The 23,651-nt window shown below is 71.4% G+C and carries 22 protein-coding genes and 1 tRNA gene; 13 read left to right on the top strand and 10 right to left on the bottom strand.

The annotated features are described in order from the left end of the window. Positions 1-13: 13 nt before the first annotated feature. The 9 genes from SALPAC6_RS0114720 (at position 14) to SALPAC6_RS0114680 (ending at position 7,502) form a co-directional block, all read left to right on the top strand. Positions 14-796: a DUF4129 domain-containing protein gene (locus tag SALPAC6_RS0114720; protein ID WP_018254159.1), complete on the top strand. Its 783-nt coding sequence runs from the start codon at positions 14-16 to the stop codon at positions 794-796. A gap of 40 nt (positions 797-836) precedes the next feature. Further along, complete coding sequence (locus SALPAC6_RS0114715) at positions 837-1,436, top strand: hypothetical protein (protein WP_018254158.1); 600 nt, start codon at positions 837-839, stop codon at positions 1,434-1,436. Continuing rightward, positions 1,436-2,443 carry an AAA family ATPase gene (locus SALPAC6_RS0114710; protein WP_018254157.1) on the top strand — a complete coding sequence of 336 codons (1,008 nt, stop codon included), beginning with the start codon at positions 1,436-1,438 and terminating at the stop codon, positions 2,441-2,443. Before SALPAC6_RS0114715 ends, SALPAC6_RS0114710 begins: the two co-directional genes overlap by 1 nt. Beyond that, positions 2,443-3,831 carry a DUF58 domain-containing protein gene (locus tag SALPAC6_RS0114705; RefSeq protein ID WP_018254156.1) on the top strand — a complete coding sequence of 463 codons (1,389 nt, stop codon included), beginning with the start codon at positions 2,443-2,445 and terminating at the stop codon, positions 3,829-3,831. Before SALPAC6_RS0114710 ends, SALPAC6_RS0114705 begins: the two co-directional genes overlap by 1 nt. 31 nt (positions 3,832-3,862) lie before the next feature. After that, on the top strand, positions 3,863-4,420 hold the full coding sequence (locus SALPAC6_RS0114700; protein ID WP_018254155.1) for a hypothetical protein: 558 nt from the start codon (positions 3,863-3,865) through the stop codon (positions 4,418-4,420). 99 nt (positions 4,421-4,519) lie between these two features. Beyond that, the gene (locus SALPAC6_RS0114695) at positions 4,520-5,845 is read left to right on the top strand and encodes an NAD(P)/FAD-dependent oxidoreductase (RefSeq protein WP_018254154.1); all 1,326 of its coding nucleotides are present in this window, start codon (positions 4,520-4,522) and stop codon (positions 5,843-5,845) included. Positions 5,846-5,988: 143 nt separating this feature from the next. Further along, positions 5,989-6,069, top strand: a tRNA-Leu gene (locus SALPAC6_RS0114690). Positions 6,070-6,197: 128 nt separating this feature from the next. Beyond that, positions 6,198-7,013 carry a Bax inhibitor-1/YccA family protein gene (locus SALPAC6_RS0114685; RefSeq protein ID WP_018254153.1) on the top strand — a complete coding sequence of 272 codons (816 nt, stop codon included), beginning with the start codon at positions 6,198-6,200 and terminating at the stop codon, positions 7,011-7,013. A gap of 165 nt (positions 7,014-7,178) precedes the next feature. After that, positions 7,179-7,502, top strand: a complete 324-nt coding sequence (locus SALPAC6_RS0114680) for a hypothetical protein (protein WP_018254152.1) — start codon at positions 7,179-7,181, stop codon at positions 7,500-7,502. An 82-nt stretch (positions 7,503-7,584) separates the two neighbouring features. On the opposite strand, the gene SALPAC6_RS0114675 is transcribed toward SALPAC6_RS0114680, so the two are convergent. Genes SALPAC6_RS0114675 through SALPAC6_RS0114665 form a run of 3 tightly spaced genes read right to left on the bottom strand, consistent with a single transcriptional unit; the run spans position 7,585 to position 10,800 of the window. Continuing rightward, the gene (locus SALPAC6_RS0114675; RefSeq protein WP_018254151.1) at positions 7,585-8,847 is read right to left on the bottom strand and encodes an acetyl-CoA C-acetyltransferase; all 1,263 of its coding nucleotides are present in this window, start codon (positions 8,845-8,847) and stop codon (positions 7,585-7,587) included. A 58-nt stretch (positions 8,848-8,905) separates the two neighbouring features. Next, positions 8,906-9,718, bottom strand: a complete 813-nt coding sequence (locus SALPAC6_RS0114670; RefSeq protein ID WP_018254150.1) for an SGNH/GDSL hydrolase family protein — start codon at positions 9,716-9,718, stop codon at positions 8,906-8,908. Further along, positions 9,715-10,800, bottom strand: coding sequence for an SGNH/GDSL hydrolase family protein (locus SALPAC6_RS0114665; RefSeq protein WP_018254149.1), 1,086 nt, complete (start codon positions 10,798-10,800; stop codon positions 9,715-9,717). The genes SALPAC6_RS0114670 and SALPAC6_RS0114665 overlap by 4 nt, the downstream gene beginning before the upstream one ends. Before the next feature lie 121 nt (positions 10,801-10,921). On the opposite strand from SALPAC6_RS0114665, the gene SALPAC6_RS0114660 reads away from it, so the two are divergent. After that, a complete protein-coding gene (locus tag SALPAC6_RS0114660; RefSeq protein WP_018254148.1) occupies positions 10,922-11,278 on the top strand; it encodes a DUF1232 domain-containing protein in 357 nt (118 codons plus the stop codon). Between the two features lie 81 nt (positions 11,279-11,359). Beyond that, positions 11,360-12,730 carry a cystathionine beta-synthase gene (locus tag SALPAC6_RS0114655; RefSeq protein ID WP_018254147.1) on the top strand — a complete coding sequence of 457 codons (1,371 nt, stop codon included), beginning with the start codon at positions 11,360-11,362 and terminating at the stop codon, positions 12,728-12,730. An 80-nt stretch (positions 12,731-12,810) separates the two neighbouring features. Here SALPAC6_RS0114655 and SALPAC6_RS0114650 read toward each other — a convergent pair whose 3' ends face one another. The 7 genes from SALPAC6_RS0114650 to SALPAC6_RS0114620 all read right to left on the bottom strand — a co-directional run bounded on the left by SALPAC6_RS0114650 (position 12,811) and on the right by SALPAC6_RS0114620 (position 20,934). Next, on the bottom strand, positions 12,811-13,320 hold the full coding sequence (locus tag SALPAC6_RS0114650) for a GNAT family N-acetyltransferase (protein ID WP_018254146.1): 510 nt from the start codon (positions 13,318-13,320) through the stop codon (positions 12,811-12,813). Further along, a complete protein-coding gene (locus SALPAC6_RS0114645; protein WP_018254145.1) occupies positions 13,317-14,246 on the bottom strand; it encodes a ribonuclease Z in 930 nt (309 codons plus the stop codon). The genes SALPAC6_RS0114650 and SALPAC6_RS0114645 overlap by 4 nt, the downstream gene beginning before the upstream one ends. 447 nt (positions 14,247-14,693) lie before the next feature. After that, positions 14,694-15,887, bottom strand: a complete 1,194-nt coding sequence (locus SALPAC6_RS0114640; RefSeq protein ID WP_018254144.1) for an osmoprotectant NAGGN system M42 family peptidase — start codon at positions 15,885-15,887, stop codon at positions 14,694-14,696. Then, entirely contained in the window at positions 15,884-17,731 is a 1,848-nt protein-coding gene (ngg, locus tag SALPAC6_RS0114635) for an N-acetylglutaminylglutamine synthetase (RefSeq protein ID WP_018254143.1), read from the bottom strand. Before ngg ends, SALPAC6_RS0114640 begins: the two co-directional genes overlap by 4 nt. Before the next feature lie 2 nt (positions 17,732-17,733). Then, positions 17,734-19,518 carry an N-acetylglutaminylglutamine amidotransferase gene (locus tag SALPAC6_RS0114630; RefSeq protein WP_026189682.1) on the bottom strand — a complete coding sequence of 595 codons (1,785 nt, stop codon included), beginning with the start codon at positions 19,516-19,518 and terminating at the stop codon, positions 17,734-17,736. Between the two features lie 247 nt (positions 19,519-19,765). Then, complete coding sequence (gene msrA, locus SALPAC6_RS0114625) at positions 19,766-20,428, bottom strand: peptide-methionine (S)-S-oxide reductase MsrA (protein WP_018254141.1); 663 nt, start codon at positions 20,426-20,428, stop codon at positions 19,766-19,768. Positions 20,429-20,523: 95 nt separating this feature from the next. After that, the gene (locus tag SALPAC6_RS0114620; RefSeq protein WP_018254140.1) at positions 20,524-20,934 is read right to left on the bottom strand and encodes an HIT family protein; all 411 of its coding nucleotides are present in this window, start codon (positions 20,932-20,934) and stop codon (positions 20,524-20,526) included. A gap of 142 nt (positions 20,935-21,076) precedes the next feature. Between SALPAC6_RS0114620 and SALPAC6_RS0114615 the strand changes: the two genes are divergently transcribed. Together SALPAC6_RS0114615 and SALPAC6_RS0114610 are read left to right on the top strand one after the other, a co-directional pair. Continuing rightward, positions 21,077-22,219 (top strand): cystathionine gamma-synthase, encoded by a 1,143-nt coding sequence (locus SALPAC6_RS0114615; protein ID WP_018254139.1) that lies wholly within the window; start codon positions 21,077-21,079, stop codon positions 22,217-22,219. An 18-nt stretch (positions 22,220-22,237) separates the two neighbouring features. Then, positions 22,238-23,647, top strand: a complete 1,410-nt coding sequence (locus SALPAC6_RS0114610) for an amidase (protein ID WP_018254138.1) — start codon at positions 22,238-22,240, stop codon at positions 23,645-23,647. Positions 23,648-23,651 lie beyond the last annotated feature (4 nt).

Genomic DNA, 23,651 nt, shown 5'->3' with positions numbered 1-23,651 from the left:
GCGGGGCAATGGGATGACGGACCGGACGCACCGATCCGTACCCTCGGTTCCCGCCGACAGCGGTCTGCTGCGCCGGTGGTGGCCGATCGCGGCGGTGCTGCTCCTGCTGGCCGCCGCCACCGCCGCTGCCGCCCATTCATCGCTCGGGGCGAGCCGCGTCCCTCCCGCGGCCGAACAGCTGCCGCTCGTCCCGGAGTACCCGACGGTCGAGCCGGTCGCATCGATACCGGTAGAGCCACGCGACGCGGGTGAGCTGAACAGCCAGCAACGCCCCGACTGGCTGCGAACCGCACTCCTTGTGCTGCTCGGGCTGGCCGGGCTGGCCGTCGCCGGCTTCCTTGCCGGGACGCTCCTGCGCAGTGTGCTGCGCCGAAGTGCTCGGCGCCGGTCCGAGCGGCGGGTCCCGCGCACGGCCGAAGGCACGGCCCGGGAGGTCGTCGCCGCGCTCGACGCCGGCCTGGTTGACCTCGATGACACCGGCACCGATCCGCGTACGGTGGTGATCGCCTGCTGGGTCCGGCTGGAGGAGGCCGCCGCCGGCGCCGGGGTGCGTCAACTGGCTGGCGACACCCCCACCGAGCTGGTGGTTCGCCTCTTACGGGGCGATCCGGCCGCCGGGGTGCCCGCGATCGCCAGCGCCGACGTGCTGGCCGAATTCGCACATGTATACCGGGAGGCGCGTTACGCTACCCGGCCGGTGGACGAGCGTACCCGGGACCAGGCGCGGGCCGCGTTGCGCCGGCTCCGCGGGGAGCTGACCGCGCTGGCCGACGCGAGCGGGGAGGGGCCGTCGTGACCACCCGACGGCTCCGGACCGGGTACGAGGAGGTGGCGCGGTGAGTGGCACCAGCATCGACGACCTGCTCAGCGTCGAGGAGGAGCGGCGCCCGCAGCGGAGCCCACACCGGCGTTCGGCTCGCGGCCGGCCGCTGCGGCTGTTGCTGGGTAACCTGGCTGGCGTCGGGGCCGTGGTGGTCGTGGTGGTCGCCGGTCTGCGTGCGGTCGGGCTCCAGGTGTCGTTGCCGGTGTTGGTCGCTGGCGTACTCGCGCTCTTCGCGGTGCGCCAGGTTGTCCGGGCGCTCCGTCCACCGCCGGCGTCGCCGGCCGTCCCCCCGGCCCTGCTCGACCCGGCCGAGCTCCCCGGGAGCCGTGGCGACCAGCATGACGCGCTGCGCGTGGCGATCAACAGTTGGGAGAATCCGCTGGGCTGGGCGGCCAGCCGGGCCGAGCGATTCAACGGGACCATCCTGCCCCGGCTCGGCGAGTTGGCCGACGAACGGATCCGGCTGCGGCACGGGGTGACCCGCGGGTCGGATCCCGCTCGCGCCCGCGTACTGCTCGGTGCTCGGCTGTCGACCTTCCTGGAGCACCCGCCTCGCCGCCCGCCGCCGCCGCGCGAGCTCGCGGCGATCGTCGCCGAACTGGAGAAACTGTGATGAACGACGTGGACCGGAAGCTACCCGCCACGGAGGTCGGCCACCTCGCCCACGCGGTGCTGGACGCCGTGGGTGAGGTTGTGGTCGGAAAGCGGGAGGCGCTGGAGCTGGTCCTCGCCGGGATTCTGGCCGGCGGGCACGTGTTGCTCGAAGACCTGCCCGGGCTGGGTAAGACGCTGACCGCCCGGTCCTTCGCCCAGGCCCTCGGGCTCGACTTCCGGCGTCTCCAGTTCACTCCGGACCTGCTGCCCGCCGATGTCACCGGCTCTTTCCTCTACAACCAGCGCAGCGGGGACTTCGCGTTCCGCGCCGGGCCGGTCTTCACCAACCTGCTCCTCGCCGACGAGATCAACCGCACTCCGCCGAAGACCCAGTCCGCGCTGCTGGAGGCGATGCAGGAGAAGCAGGTCTCGGTGGAGGGCGTCACCTACCGGCTGGATGAGCCGTTCCATGTGCTCGCGACCGCCAACCCGGTCGAGTACGAGGGCACGTACCCGTTGCCCGAGGCCCAACTGGATCGCTTTCTGCTGCGGGTCTCCTTCGGATATCCCGAGCCCGGCGAGGAGTGGGAGGTGCTGCGCCGCCGTATTTCCCGCCGCCGTGAGGAGGCGGAGATCACGCCGGTGGTGAACGCCGCGACGCTGCGCGCGATGCAGGCCGCGCTGGAGGACGTGGTGGTGGAGGATTCGATCGGTCGATACCTGGTCGCGCTTGCCGGGGCTACCCGGGAGCATCCCTCGGTGCTGGTCGGTGCCTCCCCGCGCGGCTCGCTGGCGCTGCTGCTGCTGGCGCGGGTCCGGGCGGTGATGGCCGGGCGGGACTATGTGGTGCCGGAGGATGTCAAGGAGGTGGCGGTGCCGGCGCTGGCACACCGGATCACACTCCGTCCGGAGCTGTGGCTGCGTCGGGTCGCTCCGGCCGTCGTTGTGGACGAGGTGCTGGCGGACACCCCGGCTCCGGCCAGCGGTGCGTTGCCCAGCTACGCCACCGGCCTGCCCGTCCGCTGATGCCCTCGTCCACCGCGCCGTCACCGCCGGAGCGCACCGGTGGCTGGACGCCGACCTGGGCATTCGGCCGGGCGGTGCTCCTGACCGGTCTGCTCCTGATCGCCGGCGTGCTGCTCGGGCGGGTTGACCTGGTCGTGTTGGCCGCCCCGTTCGCGATCGGCACGGCGTACGCCCTGCGCCGCCGGCCCGCCGCGTTGCCGCAGGTGCAGCTCTCCGCCGCCGAGGGGAACCAGGTGGAGGGGGGCGAGCTCTCCGGGCAGGTCACCGTCGGTAATCCGGAACCGGTCGACTATGACCTCGTGCTGCTGCAGGGCCGAGCGTCGCGCTGGTTGCGGATCGATCGGGTGACCATCGCCGGTACGGCGGTGGCCGCCGCGTCGCGCGGCGGACAGTCGGTCGTCGACCGTCCCCTGGCGAGCGCCGTACCGGCTGGTGCCCTGGTCGAGGTGGACCTCGCCGGCACCGTGCGCCGCTGGGGACGGCATCCGCTGGGACCCGTCGGGGTCCAGGCCTGCGCCGCGCTCGGACTACTGGTCTCCCGCACGGTGGTGGCCGAGGCGGTCTCGGTCAGTACCTACCCGGTGACTGATCCCTTCGACGCGGTGGAGGCGATGCCCCGCGCGGCGGGCCTGGTCGGCGCGCACCACTCGCGCCGCCCCGGCGAAGGGGGTGAGCTGGCCGGCGTACGGGTCTTCGGCCCCGGTGACCGGCTGCGTCGGGTGGACTGGCGGGTCTCGCTGCGGGCCCGGCAGCTGCACGTCGCGGCCACCCTCTCCGATCGGGACGCCGAGGTGGTACTGCTGCTCGACGTGCTCGCCGAGGCGGGCCGCTCCGGTGGCGTCGGGGGTGCTGCCTCGGTGCTGGACACGACGGTTCGGGCCGCTGCGGCGATCGCGGAGCACTACCTGCACCGGGGGGACCGGGTGTCGATGCTGGAGTACGGTCCGGCCGGCCGTCGGTTACGTCCGGCCACCGGCCGCCGTCACTACCTGACGGTGCTGGAGTGGTTGCTCGACGTGCATCCCCAGTCCTCCCCGCACGAGCTGTACGACTCGGTTTTCGGAGCGCAGCTGCTCTCCTCGGATGCGTTGGTGGTGGTGCTCACGCCATTGCTGGACGAACGATCCGCGCAGATGCTGGCCCGGCTGGCCTGGTCGGGGCGCTTCGTCGTGGCGGTGGACACGCTCCCCGCTGATCTGGCTCCGTCGCGGGAGCGGCGTTGGTCGGAGGCAGCGCACCGGCTGTGGCGGCTGGATCGGGACACGATGCTGCGCCAGCTGCGGGAACACGGCGTGCCGGTGGTGCGGTGGGCCGGCGCGGGCAGCCTGGATGAGGTGCTGCGGGACGTGGCCCGGCTGGCGACTGCGCCGAGAGCGGGGGCCCGGTGAGCCGGCTGGACCGAGCCGAGGGCGGGCGACGATGAGCGCCGTGGTCAGCCGGATCCGCGTGACCCGGCGCGCGGTAGCCCGGATCACCCTGCTGCCGTTGTTGCTCCGGGCGGGCATCTTCCTCAGTGCGCTGGTCGGGTTGGTGCTCGCGTATCCGGTGGAGGTCCTGCGGGGTCAGCCGCTGGTGGCGCCGGTGGTGGCGCTGCTGCCGGCGGTGGGGCCACGGCGGTTCTGGCCGACCGTCGTCGCCCTGCTGACCGTGGGCGGATGGGTGGTGGCCATTGATGGCTACGATCGGCCGGTCGCGCTCTGGCGGCTGCTCGCCGTGGCGGCGGCGCTCTATCTCAGCCACACCCTGTGCGCGCTCGTGGCCGTGCTGCCGTACGACGCGGTGGTGGGTCCGGCTCTGGTTCTGCGCTGGCTGCTGCGGGCGGTCGCCGTGCTGCTCGGCACGGCGGTGCTGGCCGTGCTCCTGGTTGAGCTGGCGTGGGTCGGTGGAGCGCAGGGACTACAGGTGGTGACGGTGGCCGGGCTGGTGGTGGCGGTGCTGGTGACTGTGCTACTGGGATGGCTACTCCGCCGGCGCTGAGGGGGTGTATGTTCGGTTTAGGTGGGTTCATGGGTTGTGCTCAGTCACAACAGGCTCCGCGGCCGGGGATTTACCGGGTCGGCGGGGAAAGATAGTGGAGTGAATCCGAAGCGGATCCTTGTGGTGGGTGCCGGACACGTCGGTCTCTACGCGGCGCTGCGGCTGTCGAAGAAGCTCGGCCCGCGGGAGGCTGAGGTTGTCGTGGTTGACCCGCAGCCCCACATGACTTATCAGCCATTCCTTCCAGAGGCGGCGGCGGGGAGCATCTCGCCCCGGCATTCGGTGGTGCCGCTGCGGCGGGAGCTGCGCCGGTGCACCGTCGTCGTGGGCGCGGTCACTCGGATCGACCACGCCACCAAGACCGCGTCGGTCCAGCCGATCGCCGGTCCGTCCCGCGAGATCCGGTACGACCAGGTGGTCATCGCCCCCGGCTCGGTCTCCCGGACCCTGCCGATTCCCGGGCTGCACGAGTCCGGCATCGGGTTCAAGACCATCGGCGAGGCGATCTACCTGCGCAACCATGTGCTGGACCGGCTCGATGTCGCCGCCGCCACGCCGGATCCAGCGCTGCGCCAGCGGGCCCTGACCTTCGTCTTCGTCGGCGGCGGCTACGCCGGCATCGAGGCGCTCGCCGAGATGGAGGATATGACCCGGAGCGCGCTGCGGTACTACCCGGAGCTGAACCCGGACGACATGCGGTGGGTGCTCGTCGAGGCGACGCAGCGGGTGCTGCCCGAGGTTGATCCGGACATGGGTGCCTACACGGTGCAGCAGCTCCTCCGGCGCAGAATGGACATTCGGTTGGGTACCCGGCTGGAGTCCTGCGTTGACGGCTTGGTAAAGCTCTCCGACGGAGACAGCTTCCCGGCCGACACGATCGTCTGGACGGCCGGGGTGAAGCCCTCGCCGATGCTGGACGCGACCGACTTCCCCCGCGACGAGCGGGGGCGGATCACCTGTCGGCCCACACTGCAGGTCGTTGACGGTGATCAGGTGCTGGCGGACGCCTGGAGCGCGGGGGACTGCGCCGCGGTGCCGGATCTGACGAAGGAGCCCGGCAGCTACTGCTCGCCGAGCGCCCAGCACGCGGTACGTCAGGCGAACCGGATGGCCGACAACATCGTCAACGTCATCCGAGGCCTGGAGCCGGTCCCCTATCGGCACCAGCACGCCGGCAGCGTCGCCAGCCTCGGCCTGTACAAGGGGGTCGCGCAGGTGTACGGCATCAAGATGAAGGGCCTGCCCGCCTGGTTCATGCACCGGACCTACCACATGAGCCGGATCCCCTCGCTGAACCGAAAGGTTCGAGTGGTCGCCGACTGGACGTTGGCGTTCTTCCTCAAGCGTGAGGCTGTCGCGCTCGGCCAGCTGCATGATCCGCGCGAGGAGTTCGTCGAGGCGTCCCAGCCGGTCAGCCCCCGCTAGCGGCGGTGCAGGGCTCGGCGGGCGGCGCGGCGCCCGCGACGGGCGGGCGAAGCCCGGGCGCCCGGGACCGCGGGTACGCCTGCTGGCCGCAGACCGGCTACGGTGGCACTGCACCGTCGCGTGTCGGCGTGCCGGTGACACCCGCCCGGGTGGTGGAATGGCAGACACGGCCGCCTTAAAAGCGGCTGCCGCAAGGCATGCGGGTTCGATCCCCGCCCCGGGCACCTGCGGTCAGCCGCCGTCGGAGCGTCGTCCAACGCCGCCACACTGTGCGATCTCCACGAATCCTGTTGGCCGTTTATCCTTGATGCTGCACGTTGACGTGCAACGACCCCCTGAGGGAGGCCTGACAGTGAAGACCTCGAACCCGGTGCTCGCCCGGCTCGGCCAAGCGGCCGAGCGTGAGCGGGCCACCGGGTACGCCCCGACCGGGCCGTACGGACAGCCCGGCTACCCCCAGCAGTACCCGACGCAGGCCGGCTACCCGGCCGCGCCGCCGACCGTCAACACCATGACGGTTGACGACGTGGTAGTGAAGACGGTCAGCCTACTCGGCATCCTCGGCGTGGTCGCCGCCGCCGCGTGGGTGATGATCCCGGAGGCGTTGCTCGGCGTCGCGTGGATCGGTGCCGCCATGGTCGGCCTGGTGCTCGGCCTGATCATTTCGTTCTCGCGGATGGCGAACCCGGCGCTGGTTGTCGCGTACGCCGTCGTCGAAGGCGTGCTTGTTGGTGCCGTCAGTAAGTACTTTGAGACGCTCTACGACGGCATCGTGCTCCAAGCGGTCGTGGCCACCTTCGGCGTCTTCTTCCTGATGGCGATGCTCTACCGGGCCAAGGCCATCCGGGCCACCCCGAAGTTCGTCAAGGGCATGGTCGCGGTGATGGCCGGCCTCTTCGCGGTCATCATGATCAACCTGGTGTTGTCGCTCTTCGGCATCAACACCGGGCTGCGCGACGGCAGCCCGCTGGCGATCGGATTCAGCCTCGTCGTCATCGTCGTGGCGGCGCTCAGCTTCGTGCTGAGCTTCAAGGAGGTCGAGGACGGCGTCCGGATGGGGCTGCCGCAGCGTTACTCCTGGGTCGCCGCCTTCGGCATCCTGGTGAGCCTCATCTGGCTCTACATCGAGATCCTTCGACTGTTGAGCTATTTCCAGGGCGACGACTGATCGTCTCCGCGGGCAACGGCGATGCCCGGCCCGTGAGCGGGCCGGACATCGCCGTTTCCACGTGTCGATCGCGGGCCGCTGCTCCCCGGGGAGCCCGACAGCGACGAAGCTGGTCAGCGACGTTGCCGAGCAGGTTGCCGACGGGGCCGGCGTAGACTCGGCGGCGTGGACCAGGCCGGGGACTTGAGGCGGACGGTGGAGTTGATCGTGCGCCAGGTGGGGCACTGGCAACAGCCACGGTGGGCCGCCAGCGCTGCCGGCGGAAATGTCTCCCGGGCCGACCTCGTGCACCGGCTTGTGCAGGAGCTCGCGAATCTGGCCGCCGACGCTGAGGCGCGGCCGCGCCGGGTCGTGCCCCGACTCGATCACGACCTTGCCCTGCCGGATCAGCTGCGGGTCGTGACGGCCGATCTGCTTGCCGCAACGGCATCGGACGCCGTACTCGCGCAGGCCACCAGCGTGGTCACGGCGACCCGCGCGGCCCTCTGAGGGTAGCCCGCGCGACCCGCCGAGGGCAGTCAGTGGAGGGCCACCAGCGGAGCCGGCCCACAGCGGGCCGGCTCCCGAAACCTCAGTTCAAACGTTCGATCACCATGGCCATGCCCTGGCCGCCGCCGACGCACATCGTCTCCAGGCCGATCGTCGCGTCGTGCCACCTCAGGGCGTTGAGCAGGGTGCCGGTGATCCGCGCGCCGGTCATGCCGAACGGGTGACCGACGGCGATGGCACCGCCCATCACGTTCAGCTTCTCCTCCGCTATGCCCAGCTGTCGGTAGGAGGGGATCACCTGTGCGGCGAAGGCCTCGTTGATCTCCACCAGGTCCACGTCGCCAATGGTCATCCCAGCCCGCTTCAGGGCCTGCTTCGACGCCTCGACCGGGCCGAGTCCCATGATCTCCGGCGAGAGTGCGGTCACGCCGGTCGAGACGATTCGCGCCAGGGGGGTGACCCCGAGCTCACTCGCCCGCTGCGCGCTCATGACCACTACGGCGGCGGCGCCGTCGTTGAGGGGGCAGCAGTTGCCGGCGGTGATCCGGCCGTCGGGCCGGAAGACCGGATCCAGCTGAGCGACGGCGGAGAGGGTGACACCGGGTCGGGGACCGTCGTCGGCGCTGACCACGGTGCCGTCCGGGGTGGTCACCGGGGTGATCTCCCGAGCCCAGAACCCCGCAGCGATCGCCTGCTCGGCGCGGTTCTGACTGCGTACGCCGAACTCGTCCATCTCGGCCCGGGTCACGCCGTGGATCTGGGCCAGGTTCTCCGCGGTCTGCCCCATGGCCAGGTAGATGTCGGGCAGGTCGCCGGAGTCACGCGGGTCCGTCCACACCTCGGCCCCGCCCTTGGCGCGTGCCGTCGAACGCTCCCGCGCGGCGCTGAAGCGGGGGTTCTCCCAGCCCCCACCGACCAGCGTCTGTGCCTCCGGCGGCAGACCGTCGGAGGTGCCCCGGGCGTGCCGGGAGACGGTCTCGACGCCGGCGGAGACGAAGATGTCACCCTCGCCTGCCCGGATCGCATGCATCGCCATCCGCGTGGTCTGCAGGGACGAGGCGCAGTAGCGGGTCAGGGTGGCTCCGGGCAGGTCGTCGTGCCCCATCAGGGTGGCGACCACGCGGGCCAGGTTGAAGCCTTGCTCACCGCCGGGCAGACCACAGCCCAGGTACAGATCGTCGATCTCACTCCGGTCGAGCTGGGGGATCTTGTCCAGGGCGGCCTGCACGATGGTGGCGGTGAGGTCATCGGGGCGGAACTCGCGCAGGGACCCCTTGCGGGCCCGGCCGATGGGGGAGCGGGCGGTGGCGACGATGACAGCGTCGCGGGACGACTCAATCGGCATGGGCCAAACCTAATCGGTCAGTAACATCGGCCGGAAGCGGTGCCGGACCCGCGAAATGTCACCGCGGCCGACCGTGCCGAGCCGCCATCGTCGCGGCAGCGGCAACCGCGGGGAAGAGAGCGTGCGCCCAGACCCGGTACCCGTCGGCGGACGGGTGGAAGCCGTCGTGGCAGAACGTGCCCGCATCGGCGCGGAAGACTGGACCGGCCTCAGTGGCGAGATCCACCACCGTCCCACCGGCGGTGAGCACCGCGAGGGTCTGTGCGCGCGCCGTCCGCCGACCGGACCAGCCGACCAGGTGCCGTAGCGGGGGCGCGATCGCGCGTACCGCGCCGAGGTCGGGGCAGGTCCCGACCACGACCTCGACCCGCGCCGCACGGAGCCGGTGCACCGTGACCCCGAGGCAGGCAGCGGCGTCAGTCGATCGATGGAGAGTGGTGGCGTCGTTCGTGCCAATCAGGATCACCGCCACGTCGGGTCGCTCCCCGAGCAGCGCCCGAGCGACCTGGGTGGCCAGATCCGCGGAGCGGGAGCCCGAGACGCCCACGCTGGAGAGGTGCACCAGCCGCCCGGCCGGCCCCTCAGCGAGCAGGTAGGCGAGTTGACCACCGACGGTCTCCGCCAGCCGGCGCACGCCGACCCCGACCGCGGACGAGTCCCCGAGAAGCACGAGCCGCAGCGGGGGAGCGTCGGCTTGGCCGACCGTGGCGCGCAGGGCGAGCCCCAGCTCGGGTTGGGCGTAGCGCCGGTGTCGGGCGGCGAATGCCTGTCCAGTGAGGAGGGCGGCACCCCCCACCGCCGCGGCGACGAAGCAGCCGGCCGTGGCCCGCCCGAGCCGACGGGAGAGGCCCGAGCGGAAGCGGCCGGTCACGGTGCCACCACCCCGTGCTCATTGCTCCGCTCCTGCATGCCATCCCCTCCACTGGGGGGTGGGTCCACGACCGGGTCGGACTGGGTCACGGCACCGAAGAAGGCCCGTCGGCGCAGCTGCGCCCACCGGCCCGCCGGACCGCGGTCGTGGCCCCGAACCTGGGCGCCGCTGACCTCGGTCCCCGCGTGCCGCGCTGCCTCCTGGGCGGCCTCCGGCAGCGACCGTACGCCTCGGGTCCGTGCTGGCTCAGCCCCCCGCTCCGGCCCTGCCCCGAGGGCGGAGAGGACCGTCGGCAGCAGCGCTGCCGCGGCCATCGCGTAGCCCTCAGCCGACGGGTGGAATCGGTCCCACGCGAACATTCGGCCCGGCTCGGCGGTGAACCGGGGTCCGAGTAGGTCGCCGAGCGAGACCGTCGCGCCGCCCGCCTCGACCACGGCGACCGTCTGGGCGGCGGCGAGCTGGCGACTCCAGCGGCGGGCGAGCCAGCGCAGTGGCGGCTGGATGGGGCGGATCGCCCCCAGGTCCGGGCAGGTGCCGACGACCACCGCACAGCCAGCGGCGCGAAGCGTGGTCACCGCCTCGATCAGGTAACGCACGGCCACGGCGGGCGGGGTGCGGTTGGTGACATCGTTACCGCCGATCAGGATGACAGCGACGTCGGGTCGGGCTTCGAGCGCCGCCTCGACCTGGTGGCGCAGCACGGCGGAGAGCGCCCCCACCACGGCGAACCGGTGCAGCCGGACCGGTCGGTGTAGCCGGCGGGAAGCCCCGGTGGCGAGCAGCGCGCCCGGGGTTTCCCGCCGGCGGTGCACGCCGTAGCCGGCCGCGCAGGAGTCGCCCAGTACGACCATGGTGACCGCTGGGCCGGGCAGCTTTGCCCCGTAGACTCCATCGCAGCGCGGTGGCGGTGCCTCGGCCGGCGGGATGCTTCGTCGCGCCTGCCGGGCCTGGCCGATCAGGACACCGCCCGCGGTCGCGGCGGCGGCGGCCGTGGTGACCGCGCCGAGCACGACCAGTCGGGTGACGCGCCAGGCGACCTGCCAGCGTGGACCGGCCGGGACAACGGAATCAGCGATCCCCATGCACCGACATTACGCGAACCCGCCACCGAACACCGCGCCGTGACGGCTCCCTGCTGCCGGGAACGGCACCAGGCCGGCTTGTGCCGGGGCGGCACGCTGGCGTAGGGGAAGGAGTGAGCAGATGGGGAAGACACTGCACCGACGGGCGGCGTTTCTCGCGTTGGCCCGGGCGCTCGTGGTCGGCGTACGAGGTGGGCCCGGAGTTGGGGCGCGGGTGGCGGCGCTGCCTCGGATGATCCTGGCGACCGTCCGGGGACGGTATGACGGGGGCCTTCGGCTGGCGCTGATGACCGCCGCCGCGGCGTACATCGTCTCGCCGGTCGATGTGCTGCCGGAGCTTGGGCTGGCGCTGCTCGGGCTGGCCGACGACGCGGTCATGGTCACCTGGCTCGCCGGCAGCGTACTCGCCGAGACCGAGCGGTTTCTGGAGTGGGAGGCACGGCAGGCTTCGGTCGTCCCGGGCGAGATGGCGGGCTGACGGGACGTAGGCTGAGCGCGACATCCGTATTCGTCTGCCCGGCCGCCATCCGGCGGCACCGGAGGAGAAGGGCACAACCAGGTGCAGTACTACGACAACGTCGTCGAGTTGATCGGGAACACTCCGCTGGTACGCCTGCGCAACGTGACCGAGGGCATCCAGGCGACCGTCCTGGTGAAGGTGGAGTACGTCAATCCCGGCGGGTCGGTCAAGGATCGGATCGCCCTGCGCATGGTGGAGGACGCCGAGCAGGCGGGGATCCTCCGGCCGGGCGGCACGATCGTCGAGCCGACCAGTGGAAACACCGGGGTCGGGCTGGCGCTGGTAGCCCAGCTCAAAGGCTATCGGTGCGTCTTCGTCTGCCCGGACAAGGTCAGCCAGGACAAGCAGGACGTGCTGCGTGCATACGGCGCCGAGGTGGTCGTCTGCCCGACCGCTGTCGCGCCCGCGGATCCCCGCTCCTACTACAACGTCTCCGATCGCCTGGCCCGGGAGATCCCCGGCGCCTGGAAGCCCAACCAGTACGCCCACCCGGCAAACCCCCGCTCCCACTACGAGACCACCGGCCCGGAGCTGTGGGCGCAGACGGAGGGTCGGATCACCCACTTCGTCGCGGGGGTCGGTACCGGTGGCACGATCTCCGGTGTCGGGCGCTACCTGAAGGAAGCGTCGGCGGGCCGGGTCAAGGTGATCGGCGCTGACCCGGAGGGGTCGGTCTACTCCGGTGGCACCGGGCGGCCGTACCTGGTCGAGGGGGTTGGTGAGGACTTCTGGCCGGAGACCTACGACCGGGAGATCGCCGACGGGATCGTTGAGGTCTCCGACAAGGCGTCGTTCGAGATGACCCGCCGGCTGGCCCGGACCGAGGGGCTGCTGGTCGGTGGCTCCTGCGGGATGGCGGTCGTCGCGGGGCTGGAGGTGGCCCGTGCGGCCGGTCCGGACGACGTGATCGTGGTGCTGCTGCCGGACGGGGGGCGCGGCTACCTGTCCAAGATTTTCAACGACTCGTGGATGGCCCGATACGGCTTCCTGGACAACTCTGGCAGCGAGCCGACCATCGCCGAGACGCTCGCTGGCAAGCCGGGTGGGCTGCCGGAGCTGGTGCACGTGCACCCGACCGAGACGATCCGCGACGCGATCGACTACCTGCGCGAGTACGGCGTCTCCCAGCTGCCGGTACTGAAGGCCGAACCGCCGGTGGTAACCGGCGAGGTGGCCGGGTCGGTCGCGGAGCGGGACCTGCTCGACGCGCTCTTCACCGGCCAGGCGCAGCTGCACGACACCATCGAGCGGCACATGGCCGCGCCACTGCCGATGATCGGCGGCGGGCAGCCGGTCAGCGAGGCGGTGGCCCTGTTGGAGAAGTCTGACGCCGCTCTGGTGCTGATCGATGGCAAACCGAAGGGGGTTCTCACCCGGCAGGACCTGCTCGCCCACCTCGGTTCCCACTGACGGAGGCTGGGTCAGCCGGCAGGGCCCTCGCCGACCTGGGCGTGGGCAGGGGCCCTGCCGGACACCTCGTCCTACCGGAGCTACAACTCCCGCCGGTAGCGGAGCAGTACGGCGGGGGTCGAGCCGACCAGTTCTTCTTCGGTGACGCCGGTCGGCCGCCACCCGCCCTGCTCGTAGAAGCGACGGGCCGGCCCGTTCTGCCGCAACACCCAGAGCGCCGCGACTCGCCAGCCACGGGCGCGCATCTCGGCCAGGGCGGCGGCCATCAGCATCCGGCCCAGCCCGCGGCCCCGCTCCGCCGGCTCCAGGTGGACCGCGTGGAGCAGCCCGGTGGCGGGGTCCCTTTGGTCGTCCGGGCCCAGGTAACTGAAGCCGACCAGCTGGCTGTCCCGTTCCGCCACGGTCAGCAGGTGGTCGGCCCGCTCGTGGCTCCAACGTTCATGCCAGTACTGCCCCAGCGCCGCCGGGGTCGGCTCGGCCAGCGTCTCGGTGGTCAGGAAGGGGGCGTAGGCGGCGGCTCGGGAACGTTGGTGTAGCGCCCCGACCGCGAGCAGGTCGTCCGCCCTCCCGGGGCGGAGCGTGACAGTCACCGTGCCGAGGGTACCCGTCGAGGCGGGACCGGCACGGTCATCAGGTCCTCGGCGACCACCAGATCACCCGCGAAGTGCTCCCGGGCCTCGGCGACAAAGCGGCTCAGGTCCGGGTAGCGCTGGGAGAAGTGGGTGAGCACGAGGCGGCGTACCCCGCACTCGGTGGCGACCTGCGCCGCCTGCCCCGCGGTGAGGTGCCCCACCTCGGCGGCGAGCGCGGCCTCCGAGGCCAGGAAGGTGGCCTCGATGACCAGGAGGTCGGCCTTGTCGGCGAGGGCGTACACCGCGTCGCAGAGGCCGGTGTCCATGACGAACGCGAACCGCTGGCCCGGCCGCGGCACACTCATCTGCTCCCGGGTGACGCGGTGTCCCGCCACGTCGAGGTGGCCGATGCGCAGCAGCTCGCCGATGGCCGGGCCGGCGATACCGTGGGCGGCGAGCCGCTCCGGCAACATCCGGTGCCCGTCCGGCTCAATGAGCCGGTACCCGTAGGTCTCGACGGGGTGCCGGAGCCGGCGGGCCTCCAGCGTGCCGCCGCGGATCGCGATCTGCTGCCCGTCCGTGTCAACCGGCGCGACTGCCAGCTCGGCGGTCTCGTAAAAACTCGACGCGTGCCGCAGCCGGGCGAAGTACTCGGTACCGCCTGCCGGAAAATGGACCGCGACCGGGTGGGGCACCCGGTCCAGGGAGAGCCGCTGAATCGTGCCGGGAAGCCCGAGGCAGTGGTCGCCGTGGAAGTGCGTGACACAGATCCGGGTCAGGTCGGTGGCGGTCACCGTGCTGTACAGCAACTGCCGCTGGCTACCCTCACCCGGATCGAAGAGGATTACCTCGTCGTCCCAGCGCAGGACATACCCGTTGTGGTTTCGGGCGCGGGTCGGCGTCTGGCTGGCCGTCCCGAGCACCACCAGTTCCCGCATCGACATGCCGCCCTCCCGACTGAGCTGACCGGCTGGATTGCCCCGGCTCGGACTGTCTCGGCTGCGCGAACCGTCTTGGTGGTGCGGACCGCACTGGCACTGCCGGGGAATGAACGACCCCCGGGGCTTCCGCGCTGACGCGCGGGCCGGCTGGACTGGGCCGGCACCCCGGGGGTCGGGTGGCTGTCATGGATTCGCCGCACCGCTGCCACACGGTCTCGACGATCTTTGCTGCCCACCCGGCGGGGTGGGCGACTGTCGAGGACAGCGGCTAGCGGGCAGCCACCTCACGAGTCCGATTGCTATACAAGTCTGGACCACCTCCTTTCCCGTGTACCGTCACGCTATCCAGAGCGCTGGGTCCGGGGCAACGGATTTCGATCACAAGCTGGCGGGGCGGCGAATCGGATTCGCGAAGTCCGCCAGTGCTGGTCCGGCCGGGTGGGGGCGTCCTCAGGCGCGGCGGTGCAGGCCGATCGGGCCCTGGCGCGGTCCGTCCTCCTGCGCGGGTTGCACGGCCAGCGACGGGAAGTTCGCGAGCTCACCCGCGGGCTCCGCATCCCACTCCGGGAAGACCAGGTCGCTCTGGAGGTAGAGGCAGAGCAGCTGGGTCAGATGGCGTAGCCCGTCCAGGTGAGTGCGCTCATGGCCGTGGGTGGCGTCCACCCCGAACCCGAGCAGCGCCACCCGGGCGTGCGCTCCGGCCTCGACCGCCGCCGCGACATCGGAACGGTAGTTGTCGAAGACATCACGGACCAGGTCGACGCCGTTCTCGCGGGCGATCGCCGCCAGGTTGCGGGTCAGGTGGTAGTCGAACGGACCCACCCCGTCGCCCATCGCCAGGGTCGCCGCGTCCTCCCGGGACTGCTGGCCGGGGGCGACCACGGCCGCGTCCACCGAGACGATCTCGGCTACATCCGGATCCAGCCCGTGTGAGGCGCCGTGGCCGATCTCCTCCGTGACCGTGATCAACAGGTGTGCACTGACCGCCGGGGTGACTCCGGCGTCAACCAACGCCTTGCAGGCGGTCAGCACCGCCGCCACGCCCGCCTTGTCGTCCAGATGGCGGGACTTCACGTATCCGGCGGGGGTGACCTGCGGGTTGGGTAGGAGCGCCACGAAGTCACCCACGTCCACCCCCAGCGCGCGGAGGCCGGCGACATCATCCACCGGTTCGTCCACCCGGACCTCGACCAGCTCCCAGCCGATGCCCTGGGAGTCCACCGCGTCGTTGTAGCGGTGCCCACTGGCCTTCAGCGGCAGCACCTGACCGGTGACCACCCGATCCAGGTGGTCGGTGAAGACCCGTACGTGGGCGCCTTCGGCGAAGCGTGCGCTGTGTGTGCCGATCGGCTGGAGTTCCAGCCGCCCGTTCTCCTTGAGCCGCTTCACCATCCCGCCGATGACATCGGTGTGCACCACGATCGCTCGGTCGGCCCCAGTCGTCCGGGGGCCCGGCAGGTAGGCGCTGAGCGCGCCGCGTCGGGTCAGCGTGGACGGGATCCCGAGCGCCGCCAGCCGCTCGCCCACGTACTGCTGTACGTGGTCGGTGCGCCCGGACGGGCTCGGGATCTCCAGTAGCTCCACCAGGACGTGGCGTAGGTAGTCGAGGTCGAGCGGGAGGGGTGTGGGCTGGTTCGGGGTCATACTCCAGAGCTTGCCGCACCCGCCGGGGACCAGAGGCGTTGCGGGGCCCGGGTCCCGGGGAAGAGTAGGTCGACGAAGCGTTCGGCGGTCGGCTGCGGCTCGTGGTTGGCCAGGCCGGGTCGCTCGTTCGCCTCGATGAAGACGTGCTCGGGGTCCTCCGCGGCGGGTACCAACAGGTCCAGCCCGGTCACCGGGATGTCCAGCGCCCTACTCGCGGCCACGCACGCCTCGGCGATCTCCGGGTGCAGCTCCGCGGTGACATCGTGGATCGTGCCACCGGTGTGCAGGTTGGCGGTCCGGCGGACGACCAGTAGCTCGCCCTCCGGCAGGAGGTCGGCCAGGGCGTACCCGGCTTCGGCGACCACCTCGCGGGTCATCTCGTCCAGTGGGATGCGGGACTCGCCGCCGGTCGCGGCGGCCCGACGGCGGCTCTGCCGCTTGATCAGCTCAGCGATGTCGTGCACCCCGTCGCCGATGATCGACGCTGGTCGGCGCACCGCGGCCGCCACCACCTCATGATCGATCATGACCACGCGCAGATCCTCACCGGCGCGCAACTCCTCGAGCAGCACCTCCGGGCAGTATCGGGCAGCCATCTCGACGGCCGTGTGTAGGGCTTCGGCGGTGCGTACCCCGACGGTGATTCCCTTGCCCTGCTCGCCCCGGGCCGGCTTCACCACCAACTCGCCGACGTCGGCCAGGAACGCGGTGTCGTCCCCGTCCCCGGTGGCTGTCCGGCCCCGCGGCACGGAGAGCCCGGCCTGGGCGAGGATCCGGCGGGTGACCCGCTTGTCGTCACAGCGGCTCATCGCCACCGCCGAGGTCAGCTCGGAGAGCGACTCGCGGGTGAGAATCGTCCGGCCGCCGCTGGTCAGCCGCAGCTCACCCCAGGTCGGGTCGGTCACCTCCACCCGGATGCCCCGGCGCATCGCCTCGTCCGCGACGATCTGCGCGTACGGGTTGAGCTCGTCGTACCCCTCCGGCATGGCGGGAAGGAAGAGCCGTTCGTTGATCGGGTTCTTCCGCTTCACGCAGAGCGCGGTGACGCGGTAGAAGCCGAGCCGCTCATAGAGTCGGATCGCGCCCTCGTTCTCGGCGAGCACCGAGAGGTCCACGTACGCCCGTCCCCGGTCGACCAACCGGGCCGCCAGCTCAGTGATCAGCGCCTGCCCGGTGCCGGGCGGCGCGGCGTTGAAGTCCACGGTCAGGCACCAGAGGCTGGCACCGCCGTCCGGGTCGTCGAAGACGGCGACGTGGTCCACCCCGGTGATGGTGCCGACGATCTCGCCGGTCGCGTTCTCGGCGACCAGGTGCAGGAAAGTGTCGGTGGCGGCGTTGGTGACCAGTACCTCCACCGGAGCGGTCACCATGCCGTTGGCCGCATAGATCCGGTTGACGTCCTCGGCGTCCTGCGCGTCCCGCAGCGGCCGGATCCGCAGGCCGGGGATCTCCGGGGCCGCGAGCCCTTCGCCGTGCAGCGGCAGCCGGAAGGTCAGCGACGGGTCGATGAACAGCTCGTCCGGCAGCCGGGAGACGAGTACGTGCGGGTCGTCCAGGTAGATGCAGATGTCCCGGGCGCCGGCAGCCTCCGAGCGCAACACGTCGGCGACGGCCGCCTGGTCGGCGTAGGTCTGGCCGAACACCAACCGGCCCCAGCCGCAGTCGAGCACGACGCCCGCTGCGGGCGCGTCGGCGACGTGCTCCGCCGCGGGTGCGACGGCCGGGCTGGCGGGGGTTGCCGCGGCGGCCACCGGGTCGCCGCCGGGGCCGACCCGCTCGAACCGACGGCTCCGGCCGCGGAGCTGATCTGCCAGCGCTACCCCGGTCGCGAGGGTTCCCGACACGGTCAACCGATTCCGTGGTTCTGGAGCCACATTTCCAGGAGTCCGAGTTGCCACAGCTTGTTTCCGTTCAACGGGGTCAGTTCGGCGTTCGGGTCGTCGAGCAGCGCGTTGACGTAGTCGGTGCGGTACAGCCCTCGACGACGAGCCTCCGGCGCCGAGAGCGCGTCGCGGACCCGGTCGAGGAGCTTGCCCTCCAGGTGGGTGAGGCCCGGAACCGGGAAGTAGCCCTTCGGCCGGTCGATGACCTCATGCGGTAGGACCCGCCGGCCGATCTCCTTGAGCACGCCCTTGCCGCCCTGGGCCAGCTTCAGCTCCGGCGGGCAGGTCGCGGCGAGCTCCACGAACTCGTGGTCCAGGAACGGGACCCGGGCCTCCAGCCCGTGTGCCATGGTCATGTTGTCGACCCGCTTCACCGGGTCGTCGGTCAGCATGATCTGTGTGTCGATCCGCAGGCCGGCGTCGACCGCGGTCTGCGCCCCGGCCTGGGCCAGGTGGGCGGCGACGAACTCGCGTGCCGGGTCACCGTCGGCCAGCCAGGCCGGGTTGAGTACGCGCGCCAGCCCGGCCGCGTTCCGGTCGAAGAACGCATGGGCGTACGTCTCGAGCGCCTCCTCCCGCGCAACCTGCGCCAGCGGCGGATACCAGTGGTAGCCGCCCAGGATCTCGTCCGCGCCCTGACCGGACTGGACGACCTTGACGTGCCGCGCTACCTCCTGGCTGAGCAGGTAGAACGCGACGCAGTCATGGCTGACCATCGGCTCGCTCATCGCGGCGACCGCCGCCTCCAGCGGCGGCACCAGGTCCTGCGACGGGACGCGGATCTGGTGGTGGTCACTGTCGAAGGTCTTCGCCACCAGGTCCGAGTAGCGGAATTCGTCGCCCTCCCGACCTCCGACCGAGTCGAAGCCGATGGAGAAGGTGGAGAGGCCGCGCTGGCCCTCTCCGGCAAGCAGGGCCACCACCAGGCTCGAGTCCAGGCCGCCGGAGAGGAGCACGCCGACCGGTACGTCGGCGACCATCCGTCGCCGTACGGCGGTGGTCAGTGCGCCCAGCAGCGCATCCTGCCAGTCCTCCGCCGACCAGCCGGCGCGTTCGGGGTGCCGGGTGAAGGACGGATTCCAGTAGACCCGCTCGTGGCTGCGGCCGTCCGGCTCGTAGACCCGGATGGTGGCCGGGGGGAGCTTGGCCACCCCGCGCAGGATGGTGCGCGGGGGCGGCACGATGCTGTGGAAGCTCAGGTAGTGCGCGAGCGCGACCGGGTCGATCTCGGTGTTGACGCCACCACCGGCCAGCAGCGCCGGCAGGGTGCTGGCGAAGCGGACCACTCCCGGCGACTCGGCCAGGTAGAGCGGCTTGATGCCGAGCCGGTCCCGGGCCAGCACGAGCCGGCCGGTGTCCCGCTCGGTGATCGCCACGGCGAACATGCCGACGAGGTGGTCAACGAAGTCAGGGCCCCATTCGGCGTACGCCTTGACCACCACCTCGCTGTCTCCGGAGGAGAAGAAGTGGTGCCCCTTGGCCTGTAGCTCGGTCCGCAGTTCCCGGTAGTTGTAGATGCAGCCGTTGAAGACGCCGGTCAGGCCGGCTGCGGCGTCCACGACGGGCTGTCCGCTGGCGGCCGAGAGGTCGATGATCTTCAGTCGGCGGTGTCCCAGGGCGATCGCTCCCTGTGCCCACACCCCGCTGTCGTCCGGCCCTCGGTCACTCATCGTGGCTGCCATGCGCTCCACCGCGGCCACATCGGCCCGGGAACCATCACGGCGAAACTCTCCCGCAAGTCCGCACATGTCAGCCCATGCTGCCAGAGGATATTGCGATTAGCCTGTTGAGACTATGACGGTCGTGTAAAAGGGTTGCTAGAATTCCTTCCCCTCATTGCTCAGAGTGATGGTTTGTGGGGATGAGGGTGGCAGTTCGTGTCACGCGCGGTCACTCTGCGAGGATTTGCCGCCGTCACCCGATGTGATGATCTACCCATTTATGGAATGCGATGTGTCGGGCGGGTCGTGGCCAAGCGGCCCGCCCGCACCCGCATCAGTCAGTGGTACGAGCGACACCAACCGGACAGCTCAGTCCATTGGGGCCGTGGTTGCAGTAACCGCCGGGATTCTTGGTCGGGGCGAGGTGCTGCTGGTGGTGCTCCTCGGCGAGGTAGTAGTCGCCGAGGGGGCTGATCTCTGTGGTGATCTCGCCCTTGCCGGCGCGGGCCACCACCGGTGCGAACGCGTCGCGGGACGCCAGCGCGGCGGTCAGCTGCTCGTCGGTGGTGGAGTAGATCGCCGACCGGTACTGGGTGCCCACGTCGTTGCCCTGCCGCATGCCCTGGGTTGGGTCGTGGTTCTCCCAGAAGACCTTCAACAGGTCCTCATAAGTGATCTTGGTTGGGTCGTAGCTGACCTGGACGACCTCGGCGTGCCCGGTCCGGCCGGAGCAGACCTCGTCGTACGACGGGTTCGGCGTGTAGCCGCCCGCGTAGCCCACCGAGGTGGTGCGCACGCCGGGCAGCGTCCAGAACAGCCGCTCGGCACCCCAGAAACACCCCATCCCGAAGACGGCGACCTCGGTCCCCTCGGGGAACGGGCCCGTCAGCGGGGTGCCCAAGACCTCGTGCGGTTCGGTGACCGGCGTCGCGACCGGGCGGCCGGGCAGGGCCTCCTCCGGGCTGATCAGCTGGGCCTTCGTACGGCGCAGAAACACGGTGGGACTCCTCTCATACCCTTCCCCGGCTGCAACGCCGGCGGGCCCGCCTTCCTTACCCGCGACGACGGCCTCCTTACCCGCGACGACGGCGCTCAGGCGCCACCCGGCAGCGCCGCCCGGATCCGGTCGGCGTGGTTGGCCGCCTCGGCGTCGTCCCGGTAGCGGGTGCGGGGCCAGAAGAAGCCGCGCAGCCCGTCGCCCTTGGTCCGCGGCACCACATGGGTGTGCAGGTGGGGAACCGATTGCGACACCTTGGTGTTTATCGCCACGAACGTGCCGCCCGCACCCAGCCCGGCTTCGACCGCGACGGCGAGTCGGCGAACCAACTCGACGTAGCCCGGTAGCGCCTCTGTCGGCAGGTCCGCCAGCGTGACCAGGTGGGGACGCGGCACCACGAGCAGGTGCCCCTTGAAGACCGGCCGGGTGTCCAGGAAGGCCACCCCGTCCGACTCGTCCACGACCCGCACCGCCGGCACCTCGCCCGCCACGATCCCGCAGAACACGCATCCGCTCATCCCTCGGCAGGGTAGCCCAGGCGGGGTCCACCCGCCTGGGCTACGGTGCACCTGCTGGTAGCGGGCTCCACCGCCGGAGGGCGACGGCTACCGGCGTCCCGGGGAGCGGGGCCCGACTAACGTTCCGGTCATGAGTAACGGCTTCGAGACGCTCGCCATCCACGCCGGCCAGGCCCCGGAGGCCCGCACCGGTGCGGTGATCCCCCCGATCTACCAGACCAGTACGTACGCGCAGGACGCCGTCGGCGCGCCCCGCCAGGGCTACGAGTACAGCCGTTCTGGCAACCCGACCCGGGACGCCCTGCAGGAGTGCCTGGCCGCGCTGGAAGGTGGTGCCGTCGGTCTCGCCTTCGCCAGTGGCCTCGCCGCCGAGGACACCCTGCTGCGAGCGGTCTGCACCCCCGGCGACCACGTGGTCATCCCGGATGACGCCTACGGTGGCACCTACCGGCTCTTCGCCCGGGTCACCGAGCGCTGGGGCCTGACGTACACCCCGGCCCGGGTCTCCGATCCCGACGCGGTACGGGCCGCGATTCGACCGGGCCAGACGAAGATCGTCTGGGTGGAGACGCCCACCAACCCGTTGCTCGGCATCGCCGACATCGCCGCCCTCGCGGCGATCGCCCACGAGGCGGGGGCGTTGCTCGTGGTGGACAACACCTTCGCCTCTCCGTACCTGCAGCAGCCGATCACGTTCGGTGCCGACGTCGTCGTGCACTCGACGACCAAGTACATCGGTGGACACTCCGACGTGGTCGGTGGGGCGCTGGTCGTCGCCGATCCCGAACTCGGTGCCGAGCTGGGCTATCACCAGAACGCGATGGGTGCGATCAACGGGCCGTTCGACGCCTGGCTCACCCTGCGCGGGATCAAGACCCTCGGCGTACGAATGGATCGCCACTGCGACAACGCCGAGCGGATCGCCACCTTTTTGGACGGGCACCCGTCGGTCGCCTCGGTCAGCTACCCCGGCCTGCCCACCCACCCCGGGTACGAGGTGGCCGTGAAGCAGATGCGTCGCTTCGGTGGGATGATCTCCTTCCGTGCGGTCGGCGGCGAGGAGCAGGCCGTACAGATCTGTAACCGGGCGAGGCTGTTCGTGCTCGCCGAGTCGCTCGGCGGGGTGGAGTCCCTGATCGAGCATCCGGGTCGGATGACACACGCCGGTGCGGCCGGCTCGCCGCTTGAAGTTCCCGGCGATCTCGTGCGACTGTCTGTCGGCATTGAGACGGTAGACGACCTGCTGGCTGATCTGGAGCAGGCGCTGGGCTGATCGCGGGGCTGGGGGAGGGTGGCCGTGCAGGACATCGTGCCGACCTGGGTGGGGGCGACCGCCAAGCAGATTGCTCGCGGCGTACGCCGCGGCGACATCTCCGCCACCCAGGTCGTCGCCGACCATCTCGACCACGTCGCCCGGGTCGACCCCGACCTGGCCGCGTTCCGACGGGTGCGGGCCGGTGCGGCGGTCACCGAGGCGGAGAAGGTCGACGAGCTGGAGGACCTGGCTGACCTTCCGCTGGCCGGGGTGCCGGTGGCGGTGAAGGAGAACACCGCTGTCGCCGGGCTGCCCACCTGGAACGGCTCGGCCGCAGCCCGGACCCCGGTGGCGGAGGCCGACCACGAGGTGGTCCGGCGGCTGCGCGGTGCGGGTGCGGTGATTCTCGGCGTCACCCGAATGCCGGAGCTGGGCCTGTGGGGGGTGACCGACGACTCGACCGCGGTGACCCGAAACCCGTGGGACCGCGGCCGTACCCCCGGCGGTTCGTCCGGGGGGTCGGCCGCGGCCGTGGCCGCTGGGCTGGTGCCGATCGCCCACGCCAACGACGGGCTCGGGTCGGTCCGGATCCCGGCGGCCTGCTGCGGTCTGGTCGGCCTCAAGCCCGGGCGTGGGGTGGTGCCCTGCCAACTCGGCGCGGACGACTGGTTCGGCCTCACCGAGCACGGGGTGCTGACCACCACCGTCGCCGACGCGGCGGTCGGCTTTCAGACGCTCGCCGGCCGTCGGCAGGAGAAACTTGTCCCGCCGGCCCGGCTCCGGGTCGGCGTGTCCCTGCGCTCCCCGGTGCGGGGCCTCTCGCCGGACGCGTCGAACCGGGACGCGGTCGCCGCCGCCGGTCGACTGCTCGCCGCCGCTGGGCACGACACCGTGCCCGCCGACCCGGGCTACTCCACGGCGCTCGGCCTACAGGGCCTCGCCACCTGGTTCGCCGCGGCTGCCGCGGATGTTCAGGCCGCTGGCCTGGACCGGCGGAGCCTGCAGAAGCGCAGCCGCCAGCACGTCCGGCTCGGGGAGTGGGTGCAGCGCCGGGGGTACGTACGCCCAGCCGACCGGGAGGCCTGGCGAGAGCGCTCGATCGGACTCTTCACCGACCACTCGATCGACCTGCTGCTCACCCCGGCCCTGGCGAGCATCCCCCCGGCGGCGGTCGGCTGGTCAGCTCGTTCCTGGCGGGCGAACGTGCTGGCCAACCTCCGCTACGCCCCGTACACCGCGCCGTGGAACGTCGCCGGACTGCCCGCACTGGTGGTGCCGGTCGGCCGCCGACCGGACGGGCTACCGGTGGCGGTCCAGCTGGTCGGTCCGCCCGGGTCCGAACTTCTGCTGCTCGGTGTGGCCGGCCAGTTCGAGATGCAGGCCCCCTGGGCCCGGCACGCAAATGGCTATCCCCGGGGCGGGACGCCCTCGCCGGCCGCGGGGTGACCCC

The sequence above is a fragment of the Salinispora mooreana genome (genome assembly GCF_000379065.1).
Classification (GTDB): Bacteria; Actinomycetota; Actinomycetes; order Mycobacteriales; family Micromonosporaceae; genus Micromonospora; species Micromonospora mooreana.
This window is presented reverse-complemented; position numbering and strand designations above follow the sequence as displayed.

Bases quoted from the DNA above. Each gene is read 5' to 3' on its own strand.
- SALPAC6_RS0114720 (WP_018254159.1), top strand. From the start codon at position 14: ATGACGGACCGGACGCACCGATCCGTACCCTCGGTTCCCGCCGACAGC.
- SALPAC6_RS0114710 (WP_018254157.1), top strand. From the start codon at position 1,436: ATGAACGACGTGGACCGGAAGCTACCCGCCACGGAGGTCGGCCACCTC.
- SALPAC6_RS0114705 (WP_018254156.1), top strand. From the start codon at position 2,443: ATGCCCTCGTCCACCGCGCCGTCACCGCCGGAGCGCACCGGTGGCTGG.
- SALPAC6_RS0114700 (WP_018254155.1), top strand. From the start codon at position 3,863: ATGAGCGCCGTGGTCAGCCGGATCCGCGTGACCCGGCGCGCGGTAGCC.
- SALPAC6_RS0114675 (WP_018254151.1), bottom strand. From the start codon at position 8,847: ATGCCGATTGAGTCGTCCCGCGACGCTGTCATCGTCGCCACCGCCCGC.
- SALPAC6_RS0114665 (WP_018254149.1), bottom strand. From the start codon at position 10,800: ATGGGGATCGCTGATTCCGTTGTCCCGGCCGGTCCACGCTGGCAGGTC.
- SALPAC6_RS0114660 (WP_018254148.1), top strand. From the start codon at position 10,922: ATGGGGAAGACACTGCACCGACGGGCGGCGTTTCTCGCGTTGGCCCGG.
- SALPAC6_RS0114645 (WP_018254145.1), bottom strand. From the start codon at position 14,246: ATGTCGATGCGGGAACTGGTGGTGCTCGGGACGGCCAGCCAGACGCCG.
- SALPAC6_RS0114640 (WP_018254144.1), bottom strand. From the start codon at position 15,887: ATGACCCCGAACCAGCCCACACCCCTCCCGCTCGACCTCGACTACCTA.
- SALPAC6_RS0114630 (WP_026189682.1), bottom strand. From the start codon at position 19,518: ATGTGCGGACTTGCGGGAGAGTTTCGCCGTGATGGTTCCCGGGCCGAT.
- SALPAC6_RS0114615 (WP_018254139.1), top strand. From the start codon at position 21,077: ATGAGTAACGGCTTCGAGACGCTCGCCATCCACGCCGGCCAGGCCCCG.